An 18,394-nucleotide genomic window follows, 5' to 3' on the forward strand; every position below is an offset into this window, starting at 1 on the left:
TCGTATTCGCACCCTGAGTTATCTAAAAACGACCGGAATAAATATCAAATAGCCACTAACGGACATATCGATACAAACCAACTTCGATAATACAACTTCCCACTGTTCCAAACTCTGTGGTTACCGCCCGGGTATTTGCCTGGATATAGGCACGGCAAAAGCAAAGTGCCAGGCGACCAACGGTTACAGGGGTGATACTATGCCCCGCTCGAAGTAACTCAACTTCATCATGTATAAAAACGATTCGGCCACGCATTCCACACAAAGCCCTGTCAGCCGCCGTGACCGGTCTTCCCGCAGCGAACCCTCATTGGCTCCATCCGCTATGTACGCCAACTTCAAGTCACTCCTCGCCAGGTCCGTGTCCCGCAGCCATGCTCGACGCCTGGTCCTTGCCTTGTGCCTTGTCTCGCTGCTGCTCAGCCTGTGGACCTACGCGCGCGCCGAGCCGATGCCGCTGGTGGTGCTGCTGTTGAACCTGGCGATCGTGGTGGTGGTTGGCCTGCAGCAGTGGCGCTCACGCAAGTCCATCAAGTTCCAGCCCCAGGAACTCGCCGACCGCCTGCTGCAGGTGCAGGAAAACGAGCGCCACCGCCTCAGCCGCGAACTGCATGACGATATCGGCCAGCTACTGACCGCCGCCAAGCTGCAAAGCGAGTGGCTCAAACGCCGCCTGCCGGAAGACCTGCAGAGCCAATGCACGGTGCTGTGCAACACCCTCAACGAAACCCTGGCCAAGGTGCGTGACGTCTCCGCCATCCTCAACCCGCGCCAGCTGGCCAGCCTGGGCCTGGAAGCGAGCCTGCGCGCGCACCTGCTCAAGACCCTGGAAAACACCCCGATTCACTGGAGCCTGGAATGCCAGCAACGGCTGACCGGCATCCCGGAAGAAATGGCCGTGGCGGCCTTTCGCATTACCCAGGAAGCGGTGACCAACATGCTACGCCACGCCGAGGCGCGCAATTTGCTGGTACGCCTGCAACGCCTGCCCGAAGGCCTGTCGCTGTTTATCAGCGATGACGGCCTGGGCTTTTCGCCTGCCATCAACCCCGGCCTGGAAGGTCAACGGGGCATGGCCGGCATGTCGGAGCGGATTGATCAGCTGGGGGGCACCTTGTCCGTCAGCAGCCAGCCAGGCAAAGGGACACGGATCGACGCGCTCTTCCCCTGGGCGCCCCGCGCCCTCGAACGGGCCAGTTCCCCTAAGGTTCTCGAGTGACCTGCAAATTACTCCTGGTGGATGACCATGCACTGATCCGGGCCGGCGTACGCGCGCTGGTCCAGGACATACCCGGCTATACGGTGATCGGCGAAGCCAGCGATGGCGCACAACTGCTGGAGCAGTTCAGCGCGCTGTTGCCGGATATCGTGCTGCTGGACCTGTCGATGAAGCACACCGGCGGCCTGGATGCCTTGCAGCAACTCAAGCGCGGCTACCCCAAGAGCAAAGTGCTGATCCTGTCGATGCACACCGATCCGGAACTGATCATGTGCGCGCTGGAGTCCGGCGCCCATGGCTACCTGCTCAAGGACACCACTGCCAACGAGCTGGAACACGCGCTGCTGGCCTTGCGCAACAACGAGCGCTACCTGAGCCCGGCGATCGCCCACACCGTGATCAACCAGGCGCTGGTGCGCGGCCAGGGCGCCACCACGCCCGCCGGCCACAGCCATAACCTCACCGCCCGGCAGTTGGAGATCCTGCGCTTGATCGTGCGTGGCAAGTCCACCCGCGAAATCGCCCACGGCCTGGGCCTGAGCATCAAGACCGTGGAAGCGCACCGTTCGCAAATCATGAAGCGCCTGCAGATTTTCGACGTGGCGGGCCTGGTGTTATTCGCGGTGCGCGAGCAGATCATCAGCCTGGACGACTAACGGCGAATTCACCGGCAGGTGCACGCGCAAGGCCTTGGGCACGACCTCGAAGTGCAAGTCGTCGCCTTCCAGCGGCTCGCCGTCGAGGTTGATGTACAGGCCCTGTGCAACCTTGATATTGACCCACGGCAGGCGCGCGCGGACGAACATGGTGTCCAGGCCCCAGCCGTTGGTCATCAGCTCGCGCAGGGTGCCGACCACCTCCTGGGGCGCCGGCAGGATGCTGACGTCCAGCAAGCCATCATCGGCCAATGCCTCCGGGCATAGCACATGCCCTCCCCCAGCCTGGCGCCCGTTGCCGATCCCGAGCGCGAGCAGTTCGCCTTTCCAGTGAAAATCCGGGCCTTCCAGCTCGCCATAGGCGGCCTTCAACTCGCTGAAACGGGTCAAGCCGGTGAACAGGTACGCCGCACCGCCGAGCACCTTCTTCAGGTCCTCGGAGGTGTTGGCGGTGACCTGGCTGCCGAAGCCGCCGGTGGCCATATTGAGGAAGATTTGCCCGCCGACCCGGCCGAGGTCGATCGCCTTGGGCGGCACGTCCAGCAATGCCAGGGCCTGGGCAGGTTCCAGCGGCACCCCGGCGGCGCGGGCGAAGTCGTTGGCGGTGCCCAGGGGCATGAGCACCAGGCTGGCATCGGTGTTGGCCTGGGCCATGGCTTCGGCGACATCGCGCAAGGTGCCGTCGCCACCGCCGGCGATGATGTGCGGGTAGCCGCCGTCCAGCGCTTCATTGACCAGGCGCTGGGCGTCGCCGCCCTCCCATGTGACCCGCACCGCCAGTTCCCAGCCCAGGTCGCGCCGGGCCTGCACGGCCGCGCGCACGTCCTCGTTGAGGGCTTGCTTGCCGTGGAGGATCAACAGTGCCTTGTGGGTGGTCATGGGGGGGTCTCCTGGGTTCTAAGGTGCTTGAAGGATGTTGACCTTTGGTGGGGAGGAAAAAGTCAGTGGGGGTGGAAATAATTTGGCGGGGTTGGGGGGTTGGGGGTTGGGGGGTTGGGGGTTGGGGGGCATATCCGTTTTTGCGGTAATGGCGGCTTATGGTTCCGCCCTTACGGCGGGTCACTTTTGGAAAGGAGCCCCAAAAGTAACCAAAGGGCTCTTGCCCCAACACTCGGCACCTCGCTCACGCTCGGTGTGCCCGTAATCCGACATTGATTTGGGGGCCGCCGCCACGCGCCATCCATGGCGCGGGGCGGCTAAACCGGCATCCCTGCCGGTTTACCCCCCAAATCAATATCGAATTCCGGCCAGCGTGTTTGATGGGGCGCCTAGATCAAGATCAAGATCAAGATCAAAAGCAAAAGCACGGCGGCCTTAAAGCCGACCTGAGTGGTTAGATCAAAAGCGGATACGTGTGGGAGCTGGCTTGCCTGCGATGGTCGTTAACGATGACGCGGAAACATCAGAATGTACGCGGCGCACACGCGTTTTTCGCCGGCAAGCCGGCTCCTACGGAGATCAAAAAGCGTACCTACGATGCGAAGCGAGCCGCTTTTGATCTTGATCCTAGGCGCCCCATTAAACACGCTGGCCGAACGCAGGTTTGAATCCGTGGGTAACCCGGCAGGACGCCGGGTTAGCCGCACTGGGCCAGGGATGGCCCATTGCGGCGGCCCACGGATTCAAGCCGGAGTGAGGGCACACCGAGCCTAGGCGAGGTGCCGAGTGTTGGGGCAAGAGCCCTTTTGGTTACTTTTGGGGCTCCTTTCCAAAAGTGACCCGCCGTAAGGGCGGAACCAATTCCAGCCACGACCCCAAATCCGGATACCCCCCCAAGAGGTCAGCCCTTGTGCAACTTACTCATCAACTGCGCCTCAGCCTGGGTCAACCCACACGACTGCGTCAACTCATCCACCGTAGCCCCCATCCCCACCAGCTTGGCAGCCTGGGCAAACGACAGGCTCGACGGATCACGCTGCTCCAACTGCGCAAGCTTGTCCGGCAACGGCCCGAGGATCGCGCGCAGTTCATGCACCTCGTCCCCCACCTTCACTGCACTCTGCTGGAAATGGTCGACACGCTTGACCAGCTCCAGGATGCGCCGGTCACGCACGGCATCCCGCTCGGCCTGCTGCACCACCGACTCACGCTGCTGGCGCACATAGCGCAGCAGGAATGCCAAGGTCCCGGCCCACAACAGGGCCAGGATGATCACTGCGGCCTCAAGGAACAATCAGATGCTCTCCAGTTCCGACCATTCTTCTTCGCTCATCATCTTGTCCAGCTCAACCAGAATCAGCAGCTCGCCGTTCTTGTTGCACACGCCCTGGATGAACTTGGCGGATTCTTCATTACCCACGTTCGGCGCGGTTTCCACTTCCGATTGGCGCAGATAAACCACTTCGGCGACGCTGTCGACCATGATCCCGACCACTTGCTTGTCGGCTTCGATGATGACGATACGGGTGTTGTCGTTGACTTCGGTCGGCACCAGGCCGAAACGCTGGCGGGTGTCGATCACCGTCACCACGTTGCCGCGCAGGTTGATGATACCCAGCACGTAGCTTGGCGCACCCGGGACCGGCGCGATCTCGGTGTAGCGCAGCACTTCCTGCACGCGCATCACGTTAATGCCATAGGACTCGTTGTCCAGTTTGAAGGTAACCCATTGCAGGATCGGATCATCCAAACCTTGTGCGGACGCTGACTTATTCATACCCCTGACCCCTTCAAATGCCGCTTCACACGGCGTGTGTGCTTCGCTGACCGCGCAACCGCGCGGCCCTTATTGTTCAATCAACTGCGTTTATTCACCGGCAGCGTCTTGACCGCGCCGCTGGCGATCAACTCGGCCAGCTCGGCGACGTCGAGCAACGCGCACATGTGTTCGATCACGGTGCCCGCCAGCCAAGGCCGTTGGCCCCGGTGGCTGCGCCATTTGATTTCATTCGGGTCCAGGCGCAACGAGCGGCTGACCTGATGCACCGCCAGCCCCCACTCGTAGCCCTGCACCGAGATCACGTATTGCAGGCCCTGGCGAAAATCATCGCGGTAGCGGTCGGGCATCACCCAGCGCGCGGTGTCCAGCACCTTGAGGTTGCCGGCCTGGCTGGGCAGGATGCCGAGAAACCACTCCGGCTGCCCGAACAGCGGCGTCAGTTCCTGGCCTTCCAGGGAATAGATCGAGCCCAGGCACACCAGCGGCACCGCCAGGGTCAACCCGGCGACGTCGAACAACAGGCATTCGAACGGCTCGGCGGCCCAGGCCGGGCGATCATCACCGGCCACCGGCGGCGGCGTGATGCTGGGCGGCAGGTGGACTTCCACCACCGGCTCGACCACGACCGGGGCAACGACCACCGGCTCGACCACCACGGGCACGACAACTGCCGGGGCGATCGGCACCACCACCGGCGCGGTCACGACCTGCGCATCGCGAGCCTGTTCTTCCAGCACCGCCAACTGGAATTCATCCAGGGTGCTTTCCGGCGCCAGGGCCGGTTCCAATACCAGTATCGGCTGCTCTTCCTCGGTCGCATCCTGCAGCAGGGCATCCAGGTAGGATTCCAGTGCCAGTTGCGGCCGGGTCTTGAGTTCGATGGGACGGTTCATCACGCCACCTGCGCGACAAGCTGCTGGGACAGCAGGTGCTTGAGCAACGCGCGGTAAGCCAGCACGCCACGGCTTTTACCGTCGAACTGCGACGGGGTCAGGCCGGCGCGGCTGGCGTCACGCAGGCGCGTGTCCACCGGGATGTAGCCATTCCAGATGGTGTCCGGGTAGGCATCGCGCAGCACGCGCAAGGTGCCCAGCGACGCCTGGGTGCGACGGTCGAACAGGGTCGGCACGATGCTGAACGGCAGCGCCTGCTTGCGCGAGCGGTTGATCATCGCCAGGGTACTGACCATACGCTCCAGGCCTTTGACCGCGAGGTGCTCGGTCTGCACCGGGATTACCAGTTGCTGGCTGGCCGCCAAGGCGTTGACCATCAGCACGCCGAGCAACGGCGGGCTGTCGATGATCGCGTAGTCGAAGTCCTGCCACAGTTGCGCCAGGGTCTTGGCGATCACCAGGCCCAGGCCGCTCTGCCCCGGCGACTGGCGCTCGAGGGTGGCCAGCGCGGTGCTCGACGGCAGCAGGGAAATACTCTCGTTGCTGGTGGGCAACAGCAGTTGCCCGGGCAGGTCGGCCGGCACGCTGCCCTTGTGCAGGAACAGGTCGTAGCAGCTGTGCTCCAGCGCATCCGGGTCGTAGCCGAAATAGCTGGTCATGGAGCCATGCGGGTCCAGGTCCACCACGACCACACGCTTGCCCGCCTCGGCCAGCAAACCGGCTAAGGCGATGGAGGTGGTGGTCTTGCCGACTCCACCTTTTTGATTGGCAACTGCCCAGACTCTCATTCGGATGGTTCCTCCCGGCAGGCACAGGCGCGACCGAGACATTGCATAAGGTTATTGAGCCGGCGACGGAGAATTGACGGCACTCTGACGCACCGGCGGCTTTGCAGGGGCCGGTGCAGTTTGTGTGCCAGCCCGCTTCAAGGCCGCGTCCGGTGTTGCATTGGCGGTGCCGGTACCGGTCAGGCTGCGGCGCACATCCAGGTTGCGCGAGACCACCAGTACCACCCGGCGGTTGCGCGCGCGGCCTTCCACCGTGGCGTTGTTGGCCACCGGCTGGAACTCGCCATAACCCACCGAGGCCAGGCGCCCGGGGTTTACGCCCTGCATCGCGAGCATGCGCACGATGCTCGCGGCCCGCGCCGACGACAGCTCCCAGTTGGTCGGGTACTGCGCGGTGCTGATCGGGAAATTGTCGGTAAAGCCTTCCACGTGGATCGGGTTTTCGAACGGCCTGAGGATCGCCGCCACCTTGTCGATGATGGTGAACGCCTGGTCGCTGGGCATTGCATCGGCGCTGGCGAACAACAGGCTGGAGTTGAGTTCGATCTCCACCCACAACTCATTGCCGCGCACGGTCATCTGGTTGGAACTGATCAGATCGCCGAACGCGGCGCTGATGTCGTCGGCGATGCTTTTCAACGGGTCGCTGGTGCCGCCTACGCCGGCGGCGGTTTCATCGCTGTCATTGACCAACGGCTTGGCCGGGGTCACGGTCTTGGGCCGTTCCTCGCCAATGGGGATCGGCTTGAGGGCGCGGTCGGCGTCGTTGAACACCCCGATCAGCGCCTGGGAAATGACTTTGTACTTGCCTTCGTTGATCGACGAGATGGAGTACATCACCACGAAAAACGCGAACAGCAAGGTGATGAAGTCCGCGTAGGACACCAGCCAGCGTTCATGGTTGACGTGCTCTTCAGGCTCGCGACGGCGACGGCTCACAGGCTGACACCTCTCTGTACGTAAATCATGTGGCCGCTCGCCACAAGTCGATAGCCATGTTCATCAATCCATGAAGCCCTGGAGCTTCAATTCGATCGACCGCGGGTTCTCACCCTCGGCAATCGACAGGATGCCTTCGAGCAACATCTCGCGGTAACGCGACTGGCGCATGGCGATGGACTTGAGCTTGCTGGCCACCGGCAGCAGTACCAGGTTGGCACTCGCGACACCGTAGATGGTGGCCACGAACGCCACGGCAATGCCGCTGCCCAGTTGCGACGGGTCGGCCAGGTTGCCCATCACGTGGATCAGGCCCATCACCGCACCGATGATGCCGATGGTCGGCGCGTAGCCGCCCATGCTTTCAAAGACTTTGGCCGCGTTGATGTCGCGGCTTTCCTGGGTGTAGAAATCCACTTCCAGGATGCTGCGGATCGCTTCCGGCTCGGCGCCGTCCACCAGCAGTTGCAGGCCTTTGCGCGCGTAGCTGTCGGGCTCGGCATCGGCCACGCCTTCCAGGCCGAGCAGGCCTTCCTTGCGAGCGGTGAGGCTCCAGTTGACCACGCGGTCGATGCCGCCGGGCAGGTCCACGCGTGGCGGGAAAATAATCCACACCAGGATCTGCATGGCGCGCTTGAACGAACTCAAGGGCGACTGCAACAGGGCCGCGCCGACCGTGCCGCCGATCACGATCAAGGCCGCCGGGCCGTTGGCCAGGGCGCCGAGGTGGCCGCCTTCGAGGTAGTTGCCGCCGATGATCGCGACAAACGCCATGATGATGCCGATCAGGCTCAATACATCCATCAGAGGCAGGCCTCCACCAGATGCTTGCCGATCTCGTCCAGGCTGTAAACGGCGTCGGCCAGGTCAGCCTTGACGATCGCCATGGGCATGCCATAGATCACGCAGCTGGCTTCGTCCTGGGCCCAGATCGCGCTGCCGCCCTGCTTGAGCAGGCGTGCGCCTTCACGGCCGTCGGCGCCCATGCCGGTGAGCACCACCGCCAGAACTTTGTCGCCATAGGACTTGGCCGCCGAACCGAAAGTGATGTCCACGCACGGCTTGTAGTTGAGGCGCTCGTCGCCCGGCAGGATTTTGATCGCACCACGCCCGTCGACCATCATTTGCTTGCCACCCGGCGCCAGCAGCGCCAGGCCTGGACGCAGGATGTCGCCATCCTCAGCTTCCTTGACGCTGATGCGGCAGAGCTTGTCCAGGCGTTCGGCAAAGGCCTTGGTGAAGGCCGCCGGCATGTGCTGGATCAACACGATCGGCGCCGGGAAGTTGGCCGGCAATTGCGTCAACACGCGCTGCAAGGCCACCGGGCCGCCGGTGGAGGTACCGATGGCGACCAGCTTGTAGGCCTTGCGCTTGGGCGCGGGCGAATGGGCGCTGGGCGCCGGAGCGCGGGCCGGGGCCACGGCAGGCCGAGCCACCGGGGCGGGCGCAGGCGCAGGTCGACCAAACGCAGGGGCCGGGGCCGGCGCCGCAACCGGTGCAGGTGCAGATGCAGGTGCAGGCGTGCTGAACAGGCTGCGACGGTTACTGCGGGAAATGCTGTGGACTTTCTCGCACAGCAGTTGCTTGACCTTCTCGGGGTTGCGCGAGATGTCTTCGAAATTCTTCGGCAGGAAGTCCACCGCGCCGGCATCCAGCGCATCCAGGGTGACCCGGGCGCCTTCGTGGGTGAGCGAGGAGAACATCAACACCGGGGTCGGGCAGCGCTGCATGATGTGACGGACAGCCGTGATGCCATCCATCATCGGCATCTCGTAGTCCATGGTGATCACGTCGGGCTTCAACGCGATAGCCTGATCGATCGCCTCTTTGCCGTTGGTGGCCGTGCCGATCACTTGAATCGTTGGATCGGCGGAAAGAATTTCCGAGACGCGGCGGCGGAAGAAACCCGAATCGTCCACCACCAGGACCTTGACTACCATAAACACTCCGTTAGACGGGGCGGGCAAACCGCCCTGCCCCACCAGAATCAAATACGCCGAGCGGCGTAACGCTTGAGCATGCTCGGAACATCCAGAATCAGCGCGATCCGACCGTCACCGGTGATGGTCGCACCCGACATGCCCGGGGTTCCCTGCAGCATTTTGCCCAAAGGCTTGATGACCACTTCTTCCTGGCCCACCAGTTGATCGACCACGAAGCCGATACGCTGGGTGCCCACGGAGAGAATCACCACATGGCCTTCGCGCTGCTCTTCATGCTTGGCCGATGCCACCAGCCAGCGCTTGAGGTAGAACAGTGGCAACGCCTTGTCGCGCACGATCACCACTTCCTGGCCGTCCACCACGTTGGTGCGCGACAGGTCGAGGTGGAAAATTTCGTTGACGTTGACCAGCGGGAAGGCGAAGGCCTGGTTGCCCAGCATCACCATCAGGGTCGGCATGATCGCCAGGGTCAACGGCACCTTGATGACGATCTTCGAGCCCTGGCCCTTGGTCGAGTAGATGTTGATCGAGCCGTTGAGCTGGCTGATCTTGGTCTTCACCACGTCCATGCCGACGCCACGGCCGGACACGTCGGAAATCTCGGTCTTGGTCGAGAAGCCCGGGGCGAAGATCAGGTTGTAGCACTCGGTGTCGGTCAGGCGGTCGGCGGCGTCCTTGTCCATCACGCCACGCTTGACCGCGATATTGCGCAGGATGGTCGGGTCCATGCCCTTGCCGTCATCGGTGATCGACAGCAGGATGTGGTCACCCTCCTGCTCGGCCGCCAGGATCACTTTGCCGTTGCGCGACTTGCCCGAAGCTTCGCGCTCTTCCGGGGTTTCGACGCCGTGGTCGACGGCGTTGCGCACCAAGTGGACCAGCGGATCGGCCAGGGCCTCGACCAGGTTCTTGTCGAGGTCGGTCTCTTCGCCCACCAGTTCCAGGTTGATCTCTTTCTTGAGCTGGCGTGCCAGGTCGCGAACCAGGCGCGGGAAGCGCCCGAAGACTTTCTTGATCGGCTGCATCCGCGTCTTCATCACGGCGGTCTGCAGGTCGGCGGTGACCACGTCGAGGTTCGACACGGCCTTTTGCATGGCTTCATCGCCACTGCTCAGGCCCAGGCGCACCAGGCGGTTACGCACCAGCACCAGTTCGCCGACCATGTTCATGATGTCGTCCAGGCGCGCGGTATCGACGCGCACGGTGGTTTCGGCTTCACTGGCCGGCTTCTCGGCCACGGCAGCCGCCGGCGCGCGGGCAGCAGCCGGGGCGGCGGCAGGTGCCGGGGCCGGTTTGGCAGCAGCAGGTGCAGCGGCCTTGGCCGGCGCCGGTTTGGCCGCCACCGGGGTGGCGGTCGCGGCAGCAGCCGGAGCCACTTCGCTGAACTTGCCCTTGCCGTGCAATTCGTCGAGCAGGGATTCGAACTCGTGGTCGCTGATCAGACCGTCGCCCGCAGGTTCTGCCGCAGCGGACGGCGCAGTGGCAGTCGCGGCGACTTCCGGCAAGGCGTCGGCCGCGAAGGTGCCTTTGCCATGCAGTTGGTCGAGCAGTGCCTCGAATTCGTCATCGGTGATGTCGGTGCTGGTCGACGCGGCAGGCGCATCCACAGCGGCGGCAGGCGCCACGGCGTCGGCCGCAAACTGGCCTTTGCCGTGCAACTGGTCGAGCAGGGATTCAAATTCTGCGTCGGTAATGTCTTCGCTGGTCGGCGCTTGTGGCGCGGCGGCTGCAGGCGCTTCAGCCTCGGCTTTCACCGCGTTGAGGGAGTTGAGCAACTGCTCGAACTCGCTGTCCGTCACATCCGCTTCAGGCTCTGCCACAGGCGCAGGCTCAGCTTGCGCCACGGGCGCTGCCGAGGTGTCGGCCGGCTCTGCCAGGCGCGCCAGGGCGGCGAGCAGTTCCGGGGTGGCCGCAGTGATCGGGGCACGTTCGCGGACTTCGCTGAACATGCCATTGACCGCATCCAGTGCTTCGAGAATCACGTCCATCAATTCCGAGTCAACGTGACGCTCACCCTTGCGCAGGATGTCGAACACGTTCTCGGCGATGTGGCAGCACTCCACCAGCTCATGGAGCTGGAGGAAGCCGGCGCCCCCTTTTACAGTGTGAAAACCGCGAAAAATTGCATTGAGCAGGTTCGCATCATCCGGACGGCTTTCCAGCTCGACCAGTTGCTCGGACAGTTGCTCTAAAATTTCGCCGGCCTCTACAAGGAAATCCTGAAGGATTTCTTCATCGGCGCCGAAGCTCATGTGGGTGCTCCTTAGAAGCCTAAACTGGATAACAGGTCATCTACGTCATCCTGACCTGACACAACGTCTTCACGTTTATCGGCATGAATCTGCGGACCTTCACCCTTGGCGAGATGTTTTTGTGGATCTTTTTCCGAGAGGATCGCTTCACGGTCATGTTCGATGCCGGCAAAACGGTCTACCTGGCCGGCCATGAGCACCAGTTTGAGCAGGTTGCTTTCCACTTCGGTGACCAACTGGGTCACACGCTTGATCACCTGGCCGGTGAGGTCCTGGTAATCCTGGGCCAGCAGAATGTCATTGAGGTTGCTGGAAACCGTGCGGTTTTCCTGCTCGCTGCGTGACAAGAATCCGTCGACCCGACGCGCCAGCTCCCGAAACTCCTCAGCCCCCACCTCGCGGCGCATGAAGCGGCCCCAATCGTGGCTCAGGGCCTGGGCTTCGGTAGCCATGCCATTGACCAGGGGCGTGGCGTTTTCCACCAGGTCCATGGTGCGATTGGCCGCTGCTTCAGTCAGCCTGACCACATAGGACAGGCGTTCGGTCGCGTCGGTGATTTGCGAAATTTCTTCGGCCTGGGGCATGTGCGGGTCAATCTGGAAATTGACAATCGCACTGTGCAGCTCGCGTGTGAGCTTGCCCACTTCCTGATACAGGCCGCGGTCACGGGTCTGGTTGAGCTCATGGATTAACTGCACCGCGTCGCCGAACTGGCCTTTTTCAAGGCTGTCGACCAACTGGTGAGCATGCTTTTTCAGGGTCGACTCAAAGTCTCCCTGTGACGTTTCTTTATGCTCCATAGCTCCCCCGCGATGGCATTAGCCGTGGATGCGTTCGAAGATTTTTTCGATCTTCTCTTTCAAGGCCAATGCAGTGAATGGCTTGACCACGTAACCGTTGACCCCGGCTTGGGCGGCTTCGATGATCTGCTCACGCTTGGCTTCGGCGGTCACCATCAGCACGGGAAGGCTGCGCAGTTTTTCGTCGGCGCGCACATGGCGCAGCAAGTCGATACCGGTCATGCCCGGCATGTTCCAGTCCGTTACCAGAAAGTCGATGCTCCCGCTGTTGAGGATCGGAATCGCCGTAATGCCGTCATCCGCCTCGACCGTGTTAGTGAACCCAAGGTCACGCAACAGGTTTTTTATGATCCGCCGCATCGTTGAGAAGTCATCAACGATGAGGATTTTCATGTTCTTGTCCAATTCGACCTCCAAGCAGTCTTAAACGCGCCCAGCACCTGGACGCGCCATTTCAATCAACAGGCATTACACAAAAAGGACTGCCGGGGGCACCACGGGCCGATCCCGCGAGGGTCAATCACCCTCGCGGTGTGGTTTGCAGTGCTCCCCAACACTGCCTGTCAGCGCGCTCGCCACTCTCCCAAACGCCCCCGCAAGCGGGCTGCGCACTGGCTGTGCAACTGGCTGACCCGCGATTCGCTGACTCCCAGGACCTCACCGATTTCCTTGAGGTTCAGCTCTTCGTCGTAGTACAGCGCCAACACCAGTCGCTCACGCTCCGGCAAATTGGCAATCGCGTCCGCCAGCGCACCCTGGAAGCGTTCATCCTCCAGGTCGCGCGACGGCTCCAGATGAGCACTCGCGCCGTCCTCGTGCAGCCCTTCGTGTTCGCCGTCCTGCAACAGGTCGTCGAAACTGAACAGGCGGCTGCCCAAGGTATCGTTCAAAATCCCGTAGTAATCGTCGAGACCCAATTGGAGTTCGGCCGCAACTTCGTGATCTTTAGCGTCGCGACCGGTTTTTGCTTCAATTGCGCGAATTGCGTCACTGACCATGCGCGTATTGCGATGCACCGAACGCGGCGCCCAGTCACCTTTACGCACTTCATCGAGCATCGCGCCACGGATGCGGATACCCGCATACGTCTCGAAACTCGCGCCCTTGCTCGCGTCGTATTTGGTCGACACTTCGAGCAGGCCGATCATGCCCGCCTGGATCAGGTCTTCGACCTGGACGCTGGCGGGCAGGCGTGCCAGCAAGTGATAAGCGATGCGCTTGACCAGCGGCGCATAGCGCTCGATCAATTCACCCTGGCTGTCACGTGCCGATTTCTTGTAAAGGTTGTAGCCGCTGGATGTCATAGCACCGGTCCTGCGCTCGTCTGATGCACCAATCGCTCGACGAAAAACTCCAGATGCCCCCGAGGGTTGGCAGGCAACGGCCAGGTATCGACCTTCTGGGCAATAGCCTTGAACGCCAAGGCGCATTTGGAACGAGGGAACGCTTCGTAGACTGCACGCTGCTTTTGCACAGCCTTGCGTACACACTCGTCGTAGGGAACTGCGCCGACGTATTGTAAGGCGACATCGAGGAAGCGATCCGTGACCTTGGTCAACTTGGCGAACAGATTGCGCCCTTCCTGTGGGCTCTGGGCCATGTTCGCCAGCACACGGAAGCGGTTCATGCCGTAGTCACGGTTAAGCAGTTTGATCAGGGCATAGGCGTCGGTGATCGAGGTGGGTTCATCGCAGACCACCAACAGGACTTCCTGCGCAGCGCGCACGAAGCTGACCACGGACTCGCCGATCCCGGCGGCGGTGTCGATCACCAGCACGTCGAGGTTGTCGCCGATATCGCTGAACGCCTGGATCAGGCCGGCATGCTGCGCCGGGCTCAGGTGCACCATGCTCTGGGTGCCGGAGGCGGCCGGCACGATGCGGATACCGCCAGGGCCCTGCAGCAGCACGTCGCGCAGCTCGCAGCGCCCCTCGATCACATCGGCAAGCGTGTGTTTGGGCGTCAGCCCCAGCAGAACGTCGACGTTCGCCAGCCCCAGGTCAGCATCCAGCAGCATGACGCGACGGCCAAGCTCTGCCAGGGCCAGGGACAAATTCACTGACACGTTAGTTTTCCCGACGCCACCTTTGCCGCCGGTCACCGCGATCACCTGTACGGGATGCATGCTGCCCATTTTATTTCTTTACCTTGTCTTGCTTAGACGCAGGCTACATGGCTTGGCCGCGTGAATCGCTTGCAGACCATCGATGTAGGTACATTTCACGGTGTTCATCCTGCCCTCAACCCACCCGCTTTGCCGGGCTGTGATAGAGGTCGGCGAACATATCGGCCATCGCTTCCTCGCTAGGCTCTTCTTGCATTTGCACGCTGACTGCACGGCTGACCAACTGATGACGGCGCGGCAGATGCAGATCATCCGGAATCCGCGGGCCGTCGGTCAGGTAGGCGACCGGCAACTCATGACTGATGGCCAGGCTCAACACCTCGCCCAGGCTCGCGGTTTCGTCGAGCTTGGTGAGGATGCAGCCGGCCAGGCCGCAGCGTTTGTAGCTATGGTACGCAGCGGTAAGAACCTGTTTCTGGCTGGTGGTTGCAAGCACCAGGTAATTTTTCGACTTGATACCGCGCCCGGCCAGGCTTTCCAGCTGCATGCGCAACGCCGGGTCGCTGGCTTGCAGGCCGGCGGTATCGATCAGCACCACGCGCTTGCGCAGCAGCGGGTCGAGGGCGTTGGCCAGGGATTGGCCCGGATCGACATGGGTCACCGACACATTGAGGATCCGACCCAAGGTCTTGAGCTGCTCCTGGGCACCGATACGGTAGCTGTCCATGCTCACCAGCGCGATATTCTGCGCGCCGTACTTGAGCACGTAACGGGCGGCCAGCTTGGCCAGGGTGGTGGTCTTGCCCATGCCGGCAGGGCCGACCATGGCGATCACACCGCCCTCTTCCAGCGGCTCGATTTCCGGGGTGACGATCATCCGCGCCAAGTGGGCCAGCAACATGCGCCAGGCCTGGCGAGGTTCTTCGATTTCAGTGGTCAGGGCCAGCAGGTCGCGCGACAACGGGCCGGACAGGCCGATGCGTTGCAGGCGACGCCACAGGTTGGCCTGCTGCGGCTTGCTGCCTTGCAGCTGGTTCCAGGCGAGGGAGCCGAGTTGCACTTCCAGTAGCTCGCGCAGGCCATTGAGCTCAAAGCGCATCGAGTCGAACACGCGCTGGTCGACTGCGGCGGCCGGGGCCGGCGCTGCAGGACGCGGGGGTTCAACGAAAGTCGGCTCGACCAGCGGCTCGGCAGCGGTCAGCGGCAGGCCGGCGAACAACTGGCGGTTAGTGGTGGCGTCGCTGTCACCACGCATGCTCAGTTCGGCCTGGGCCGAGACAATGCGCGAGGCCGTCTTGCGCAGCTCGTCTTCGAGTTCCATGTTCGGGACGCGCGGGGCCAGGGCCTGGGGAGTGTAATCCAGGGCAGCCGTCAGCTCGACACCGCCGGCAATACGACGGTTACCGATAATCGCGGCGTCGGCGCCCAGCTCATCACGAACCAGTTTCATAGCCTGACGCATATCGGCGGCGAAAAAACGCTTAACTTGCATAACCCACTACCCTCAGCCGTTGGGCCCTACTGTCGCGACGATAGTCACTTGCTTGTTGTCAGGAATTTCCTGATAAGCCAAAACGTGCAAATTCGGTACTGCCAGGCGCCCAAACCGCGACAACATCGCCCGGACGGGGCCGGCCACCAGCAGGATCACCGGTTGGCCCTGCATTTCCTGGCGCTGCGCGGCATCGATCAACGAACGCTGCAGCTTCTCAGCCATGCTTGGCTCCAGCAGAACGCCCTCTTCCTGGCCTTGTCCTGCCTTCTGAATACTATTGAGCAATATTTGTTCCAACCTTGGTTCCAAGGTGATCACAGGCAGCTCAGAGTCAAGCCCTACAATGCTTTGGACGATTGCGCGCGACAATCCGACGCGCACCGCAGCCACCAGGGCGGCAGTATCTTGACTCTTGGCGGCATTGTTGGCGATAGCCTCGGCAATGCTGCGGATATCGCGTACCGGCACCTGCTCGGCCAGCAGCGCCTGCAGCACCTTGAGCAGTTGCGACAGCGACAGCACGCCCGGCACCAGTTCTTCGGCGAGTTTTGGCGAGGCTTTGCCAAGCAAACCCATCAATTGCTGGACTTCTTCGTGGCCGATCAGCTCATGGGAGTGCTTGTACAGAATCTGGTTGAGGTGGGTGGCGACCACGGTACTGGCGTCCACCACGGTGTAGCCCAGAGACTGCGCCTGGCTGCGCTGGCTGATTTCGATCCACACCGCGTCCAGGCCAAAAGCCGGATCTTTGGCGGTAATGCCGTTGAGACTGCCGAATACCTGCCCCGGGTTGATCGCCAGTTCGCGATCCGGGTAGATCTCGGCTTCGGCCAGGATCACCCCCATCAGGGTCAGGCGGTAGGCGCTGGGGGCCAGGTCGAGGTTGTCGCGGATATGCACGGTGGGCATCAGGAAGCCCAGGTCCTGCGAGAGTTTCTTGCGCACCCCTTGATCCGCGCGAGCAATTGGCCACCCTGGTTGCGGTCGACCAGCGGGATCAGGCGGTAGCCGACTTCCAGGCCGATCATGTCGATCGGAGTCACGTCGTCCCAGCCCAACTCCTTGGTTTCCTGGGCCCGGGCCGGCGACGGCAGCAGTTCCTGCTGGCGCGCGATTTCCTGCTGGGCCTGGACCTTGACCGCGTTCTGCTTCTTCCAGAACAGGTAGGCACCGCCGGCCGCCATGGCCGCCATGCTCAGGAACGACACGTGGGGCATGCCCGGCACGATGCCCATGATCGCCATGATGCCCGCCGCCACGGCCAGGGCCTTGGGCGAGGCGAACATCTGGCGACTGATCTGCTTGCCCATGTCTTCGGAGCCCGAAGCACGGGTCACCATGATCGCGGCAGCTGTGGATAACAACAGTGATGGCAATTGCGCCACTAAACCGTCACCAATGGTCAGCAAGGCATAAACCTTGCCGGCATCGCCGAAGGTCATGCCGTGCTGGAAGATCCCGACGGCCATGCCGCCGATCAGGTTGATGAACAGAATCAGCAGGCCGGCGATGGCGTCACCGCGCACGAATTTGCTGGCACCGTCCATGGAGCCGTAGAACTCGGCTTCCTGGGCCACTTCCAGACGGCGCGACTTGGCTTGGTTCTGGTCAATGAGGCCGGCGTTGAGGTCGGCGTCGATGGCCATCTGTTTGCCGGGCATGGCGTCGAGGGTAAAGCGCGCGCTCACCTCGGAAATCCGCCCGGCGCCCTTGGTCACTACCACGAAGTTGATGATCATCAGGATCGCGAAGACCACGATACCCACCACGTAGTTGCCGCCGATCACCACCTCACCGAAGGCCTGGATCACCTTACCGGCGGCGGCGTGGCCGTCCTGGCCGTGGAGCATCACCACGCGCGTCGACGCCACGTTGAGCGCCAGGCGCAACAGGGTCGCCACCAGCAGGATGGTCGGGAATACCGCAAAATCCAGCGGTCGCAGAGCGTATACGCAGACCAGCAACACCACCACGGACAAGGCAATGTTGAAGGTGAAGAACACATCCAGCAGGAACGGCGGCATCGGCAACATCATCATTGCCAGCATCACCAGCAACAACAACGGCACACCCAGATTGCCCCGCGAGAGGTCAGTCAGGGTCGTACGGGCCGTGCCGAGCATTTGAGAGCGATCCACCACCGGTATTCCTCGTTTCCTTGAAGCAAACTTTTGACGCCGGGAGGCGTCCTGGAGGCGGTATTGCAAGAAGCCTTCCAACTTTGGTTTCAGGGCGACGATCGTCGAGGGGAACGCGTTTCAAATGCAGGAGCTTGCCTGCGATGGCGGTGTGTCGGTCACCTGAAGGGCCAGGCTGAGCTAAGTCATCGCAGGCAAGCCAGCTTCCACATTTATTGGTCGGTGGACACACCGCCAACAGCCAGGCATGCATGCCGCTAGATAAGTTTGATATGGAACGCATACACCCCTTGAGGGCAATGGATCCTCACGAACTGCACGCGCAAGCCTTTCTTGAGCCAGATGCCGGCTGAGCTGGTGCGATCCACATGCACCGGCTCGTCATCGCCATCCAGCGCAATCAGGCCTTTTCCGGTTTTTCGGCTGTAGGATTTGATCGTTCCCATCACCGCTTCCATCACTACGCCCTCTGCATCGCTGGATGACCTGTGCACAGTAGGGAGCCATGGAAGCGCGAGAGGACGGCGCTGGCTACTGTCAAAGTTGA

At 62.2% G+C, this 18,394-nt stretch carries 17 protein-coding genes and 1 pseudogene; 2 read left to right on the top strand and 16 right to left on the bottom strand.

All coding sequences use genetic code 11. The features are described from left to right. Nucleotides 1–325 precede the first annotated feature (325 nt). Both JFU04_RS20950 and JFU04_RS20955 read left to right on the top strand, forming a co-directional pair. The gene (locus JFU04_RS20950) at nucleotides 326–1,219 is read left to right on the top strand and encodes a sensor histidine kinase (RefSeq protein WP_201146435.1); all 894 of its coding nucleotides are present in this window, start codon (nucleotides 326–328) and stop codon (nucleotides 1,217–1,219) included. Next, complete coding sequence (locus JFU04_RS20955) at nucleotides 1,216–1,875, top strand: response regulator transcription factor (protein ID WP_106803042.1); 660 nt, start codon at nucleotides 1,216–1,218, stop codon at nucleotides 1,873–1,875. Before JFU04_RS20950 ends, JFU04_RS20955 begins: the two co-directional genes overlap by 4 nt. Here JFU04_RS20955 and yegS read toward each other — a convergent pair. The 16 genes and pseudogenes from yegS to JFU04_RS21035 all read right to left on the bottom strand — a co-directional run bounded on the left by yegS (nucleotide 1,834) and on the right by JFU04_RS21035 (nucleotide 18,293). Then, nucleotides 1,834–2,754 (bottom strand): lipid kinase YegS, encoded by a 921-nt coding sequence (gene yegS / locus JFU04_RS20960; RefSeq protein ID WP_106803041.1) that lies wholly within the window; start codon nucleotides 2,752–2,754, stop codon nucleotides 1,834–1,836. The two genes, JFU04_RS20955 and yegS, sit on opposite strands and share 42 nt — an antisense overlap. Nucleotides 2,755–3,655: 901 nt before the next feature. After that, nucleotides 3,656–4,048: a DUF2802 domain-containing protein gene (locus JFU04_RS20965; protein ID WP_065909843.1), complete on the bottom strand. Its 393-nt coding sequence runs from the start codon at nucleotides 4,046–4,048 to the stop codon at nucleotides 3,656–3,658. Then, on the bottom strand, nucleotides 4,049–4,531 hold the full coding sequence (locus JFU04_RS20970; RefSeq protein WP_010564003.1) for a chemotaxis protein CheW: 483 nt from the start codon (nucleotides 4,529–4,531) through the stop codon (nucleotides 4,049–4,051). Nucleotides 4,532–4,611: 80 nt separating this feature from the next. Continuing rightward, nucleotides 4,612–5,427 carry a CheW domain-containing protein gene (locus JFU04_RS20975; protein ID WP_106803040.1) on the bottom strand — a complete coding sequence of 272 codons (816 nt, stop codon included), beginning with the start codon at nucleotides 5,425–5,427 and terminating at the stop codon, nucleotides 4,612–4,614. After that, nucleotides 5,427–6,215, bottom strand: a complete 789-nt coding sequence (locus JFU04_RS20980) for a ParA family protein (protein WP_014719332.1) — start codon at nucleotides 6,213–6,215, stop codon at nucleotides 5,427–5,429. Before JFU04_RS20980 ends, JFU04_RS20975 begins: the two co-directional genes overlap by 1 nt. A 51-nt stretch (nucleotides 6,216–6,266) precedes the next feature. Then, on the bottom strand, nucleotides 6,267–7,154 hold the full coding sequence (motD, locus tag JFU04_RS20985; RefSeq protein ID WP_065909838.1) for a flagellar motor protein MotD: 888 nt from the start codon (nucleotides 7,152–7,154) through the stop codon (nucleotides 6,267–6,269). A 63-nt stretch (nucleotides 7,155–7,217) separates the two neighbouring features. Further along, nucleotides 7,218–7,958, bottom strand: coding sequence for a flagellar motor protein (locus tag JFU04_RS20990; RefSeq protein WP_010208778.1), 741 nt, complete (start codon nucleotides 7,956–7,958; stop codon nucleotides 7,218–7,220). Continuing rightward, nucleotides 7,958–9,094, bottom strand: coding sequence for a protein-glutamate methylesterase/protein-glutamine glutaminase (locus JFU04_RS20995; RefSeq protein WP_201145655.1), 1,137 nt, complete (start codon nucleotides 9,092–9,094; stop codon nucleotides 7,958–7,960). Before JFU04_RS20995 ends, JFU04_RS20990 begins: the two co-directional genes overlap by 1 nt. A gap of 47 nt (nucleotides 9,095–9,141) precedes the next feature. Next, nucleotides 9,142–11,349, bottom strand: coding sequence for a chemotaxis protein CheA (locus JFU04_RS21000; RefSeq protein ID WP_106803038.1), 2,208 nt, complete (start codon nucleotides 11,347–11,349; stop codon nucleotides 9,142–9,144). Nucleotides 11,350–11,360: 11 nt separating this feature from the next. After that, the gene (locus JFU04_RS21005) at nucleotides 11,361–12,149 is read right to left on the bottom strand and encodes a protein phosphatase CheZ (RefSeq protein ID WP_065909831.1); all 789 of its coding nucleotides are present in this window, start codon (nucleotides 12,147–12,149) and stop codon (nucleotides 11,361–11,363) included. Nucleotides 12,150–12,167: 18 nt separating this feature from the next. Then, nucleotides 12,168–12,542, bottom strand: coding sequence for a chemotaxis response regulator CheY (locus JFU04_RS21010; protein ID WP_015885173.1), 375 nt, complete (start codon nucleotides 12,540–12,542; stop codon nucleotides 12,168–12,170). Between the two features lie 170 nt (nucleotides 12,543–12,712). Beyond that, nucleotides 12,713–13,453: an RNA polymerase sigma factor FliA gene (gene fliA / locus JFU04_RS21015; protein ID WP_201145656.1), complete on the bottom strand. Its 741-nt coding sequence runs from the start codon at nucleotides 13,451–13,453 to the stop codon at nucleotides 12,713–12,715. Beyond that, nucleotides 13,450–14,283 carry a flagellar synthesis regulator FleN gene (gene fleN / locus JFU04_RS21020; protein WP_003192912.1) on the bottom strand — a complete coding sequence of 278 codons (834 nt, stop codon included), beginning with the start codon at nucleotides 14,281–14,283 and terminating at the stop codon, nucleotides 13,450–13,452. Before fleN ends, fliA begins: the two co-directional genes overlap by 4 nt. Nucleotides 14,284–14,389: 106 nt before the next feature. Further along, entirely contained in the window at nucleotides 14,390–15,706 is a 1,317-nt protein-coding gene (gene flhF / locus JFU04_RS21025; protein WP_065909827.1) for a flagellar biosynthesis protein FlhF, read from the bottom strand. Nucleotides 15,707–15,718: 12 nt separating this feature from the next. Then, a pseudogene (flhA, locus tag JFU04_RS21030) lies at nucleotides 15,719–17,832 on the bottom strand (flagellar biosynthesis protein FlhA). Between the two features lie 272 nt (nucleotides 17,833–18,104). Beyond that, the gene (locus JFU04_RS21035) at nucleotides 18,105–18,293 is read right to left on the bottom strand and encodes a cold-shock protein (RefSeq protein ID WP_242485923.1); all 189 of its coding nucleotides are present in this window, start codon (nucleotides 18,291–18,293) and stop codon (nucleotides 18,105–18,107) included. Nucleotides 18,294–18,394 lie beyond the last annotated feature (101 nt).

It is taken from the genome of Pseudomonas sp. TH21, assembly GCF_016651025.1.
Lineage (GTDB): Bacteria > Pseudomonadota > Gammaproteobacteria > Pseudomonadales > Pseudomonadaceae > Aquipseudomonas > Aquipseudomonas aylmerensis.

Excerpts from the sequence above, each read along its gene's own strand:
- JFU04_RS21010 (WP_015885173.1), bottom strand. The coding sequence starts at position 12,542 with ATGAAAATCCTCATCGTTGATGACTTCTCAACGATGCGGCGGATCATA.
- JFU04_RS21000 (WP_106803038.1), bottom strand. The coding sequence starts at position 11,349 with ATGAGCTTCGGCGCCGATGAAGAAATCCTTCAGGATTTCCTTGTAGAG.
- JFU04_RS20975 (WP_106803040.1), bottom strand. The coding sequence starts at position 5,427 with ATGAACCGTCCCATCGAACTCAAGACCCGGCCGCAACTGGCACTGGAA.
- JFU04_RS21035 (WP_242485923.1), bottom strand. The coding sequence starts at position 18,293 with ATGGGAACGATCAAATCCTACAGCCGAAAAACCGGAAAAGGCCTGATT.
- JFU04_RS20950 (WP_201146435.1), top strand. The coding sequence starts at position 326 with ATGTACGCCAACTTCAAGTCACTCCTCGCCAGGTCCGTGTCCCGCAGC.
- fliA (WP_201145656.1), bottom strand. The coding sequence starts at position 13,453 with ATGACATCCAGCGGCTACAACCTTTACAAGAAATCGGCACGTGACAGC.
- fleN (WP_003192912.1), bottom strand. The coding sequence starts at position 14,283 with ATGGGCAGCATGCATCCCGTACAGGTGATCGCGGTGACCGGCGGCAAA.
- flhF (WP_065909827.1), bottom strand. The coding sequence starts at position 15,706 with ATGCAAGTTAAGCGTTTTTTCGCCGCCGATATGCGTCAGGCTATGAAA.
- JFU04_RS20980 (WP_014719332.1), bottom strand. The coding sequence starts at position 6,215 with ATGAGAGTCTGGGCAGTTGCCAATCAAAAAGGTGGAGTCGGCAAGACC.
- JFU04_RS20990 (WP_010208778.1), bottom strand. The coding sequence starts at position 7,958 with ATGGATGTATTGAGCCTGATCGGCATCATCATGGCGTTTGTCGCGATC.
- JFU04_RS21005 (WP_065909831.1), bottom strand. The coding sequence starts at position 12,149 with ATGGAGCATAAAGAAACGTCACAGGGAGACTTTGAGTCGACCCTGAAA.
- JFU04_RS20970 (WP_010564003.1), bottom strand. The coding sequence starts at position 4,531 with ATGAATAAGTCAGCGTCCGCACAAGGTTTGGATGATCCGATCCTGCAA.
- yegS (WP_106803041.1), bottom strand. The coding sequence starts at position 2,754 with ATGACCACCCACAAGGCACTGTTGATCCTCCACGGCAAGCAAGCCCTC.
- JFU04_RS20995 (WP_201145655.1), bottom strand. The coding sequence starts at position 9,094 with ATGGTAGTCAAGGTCCTGGTGGTGGACGATTCGGGTTTCTTCCGCCGC.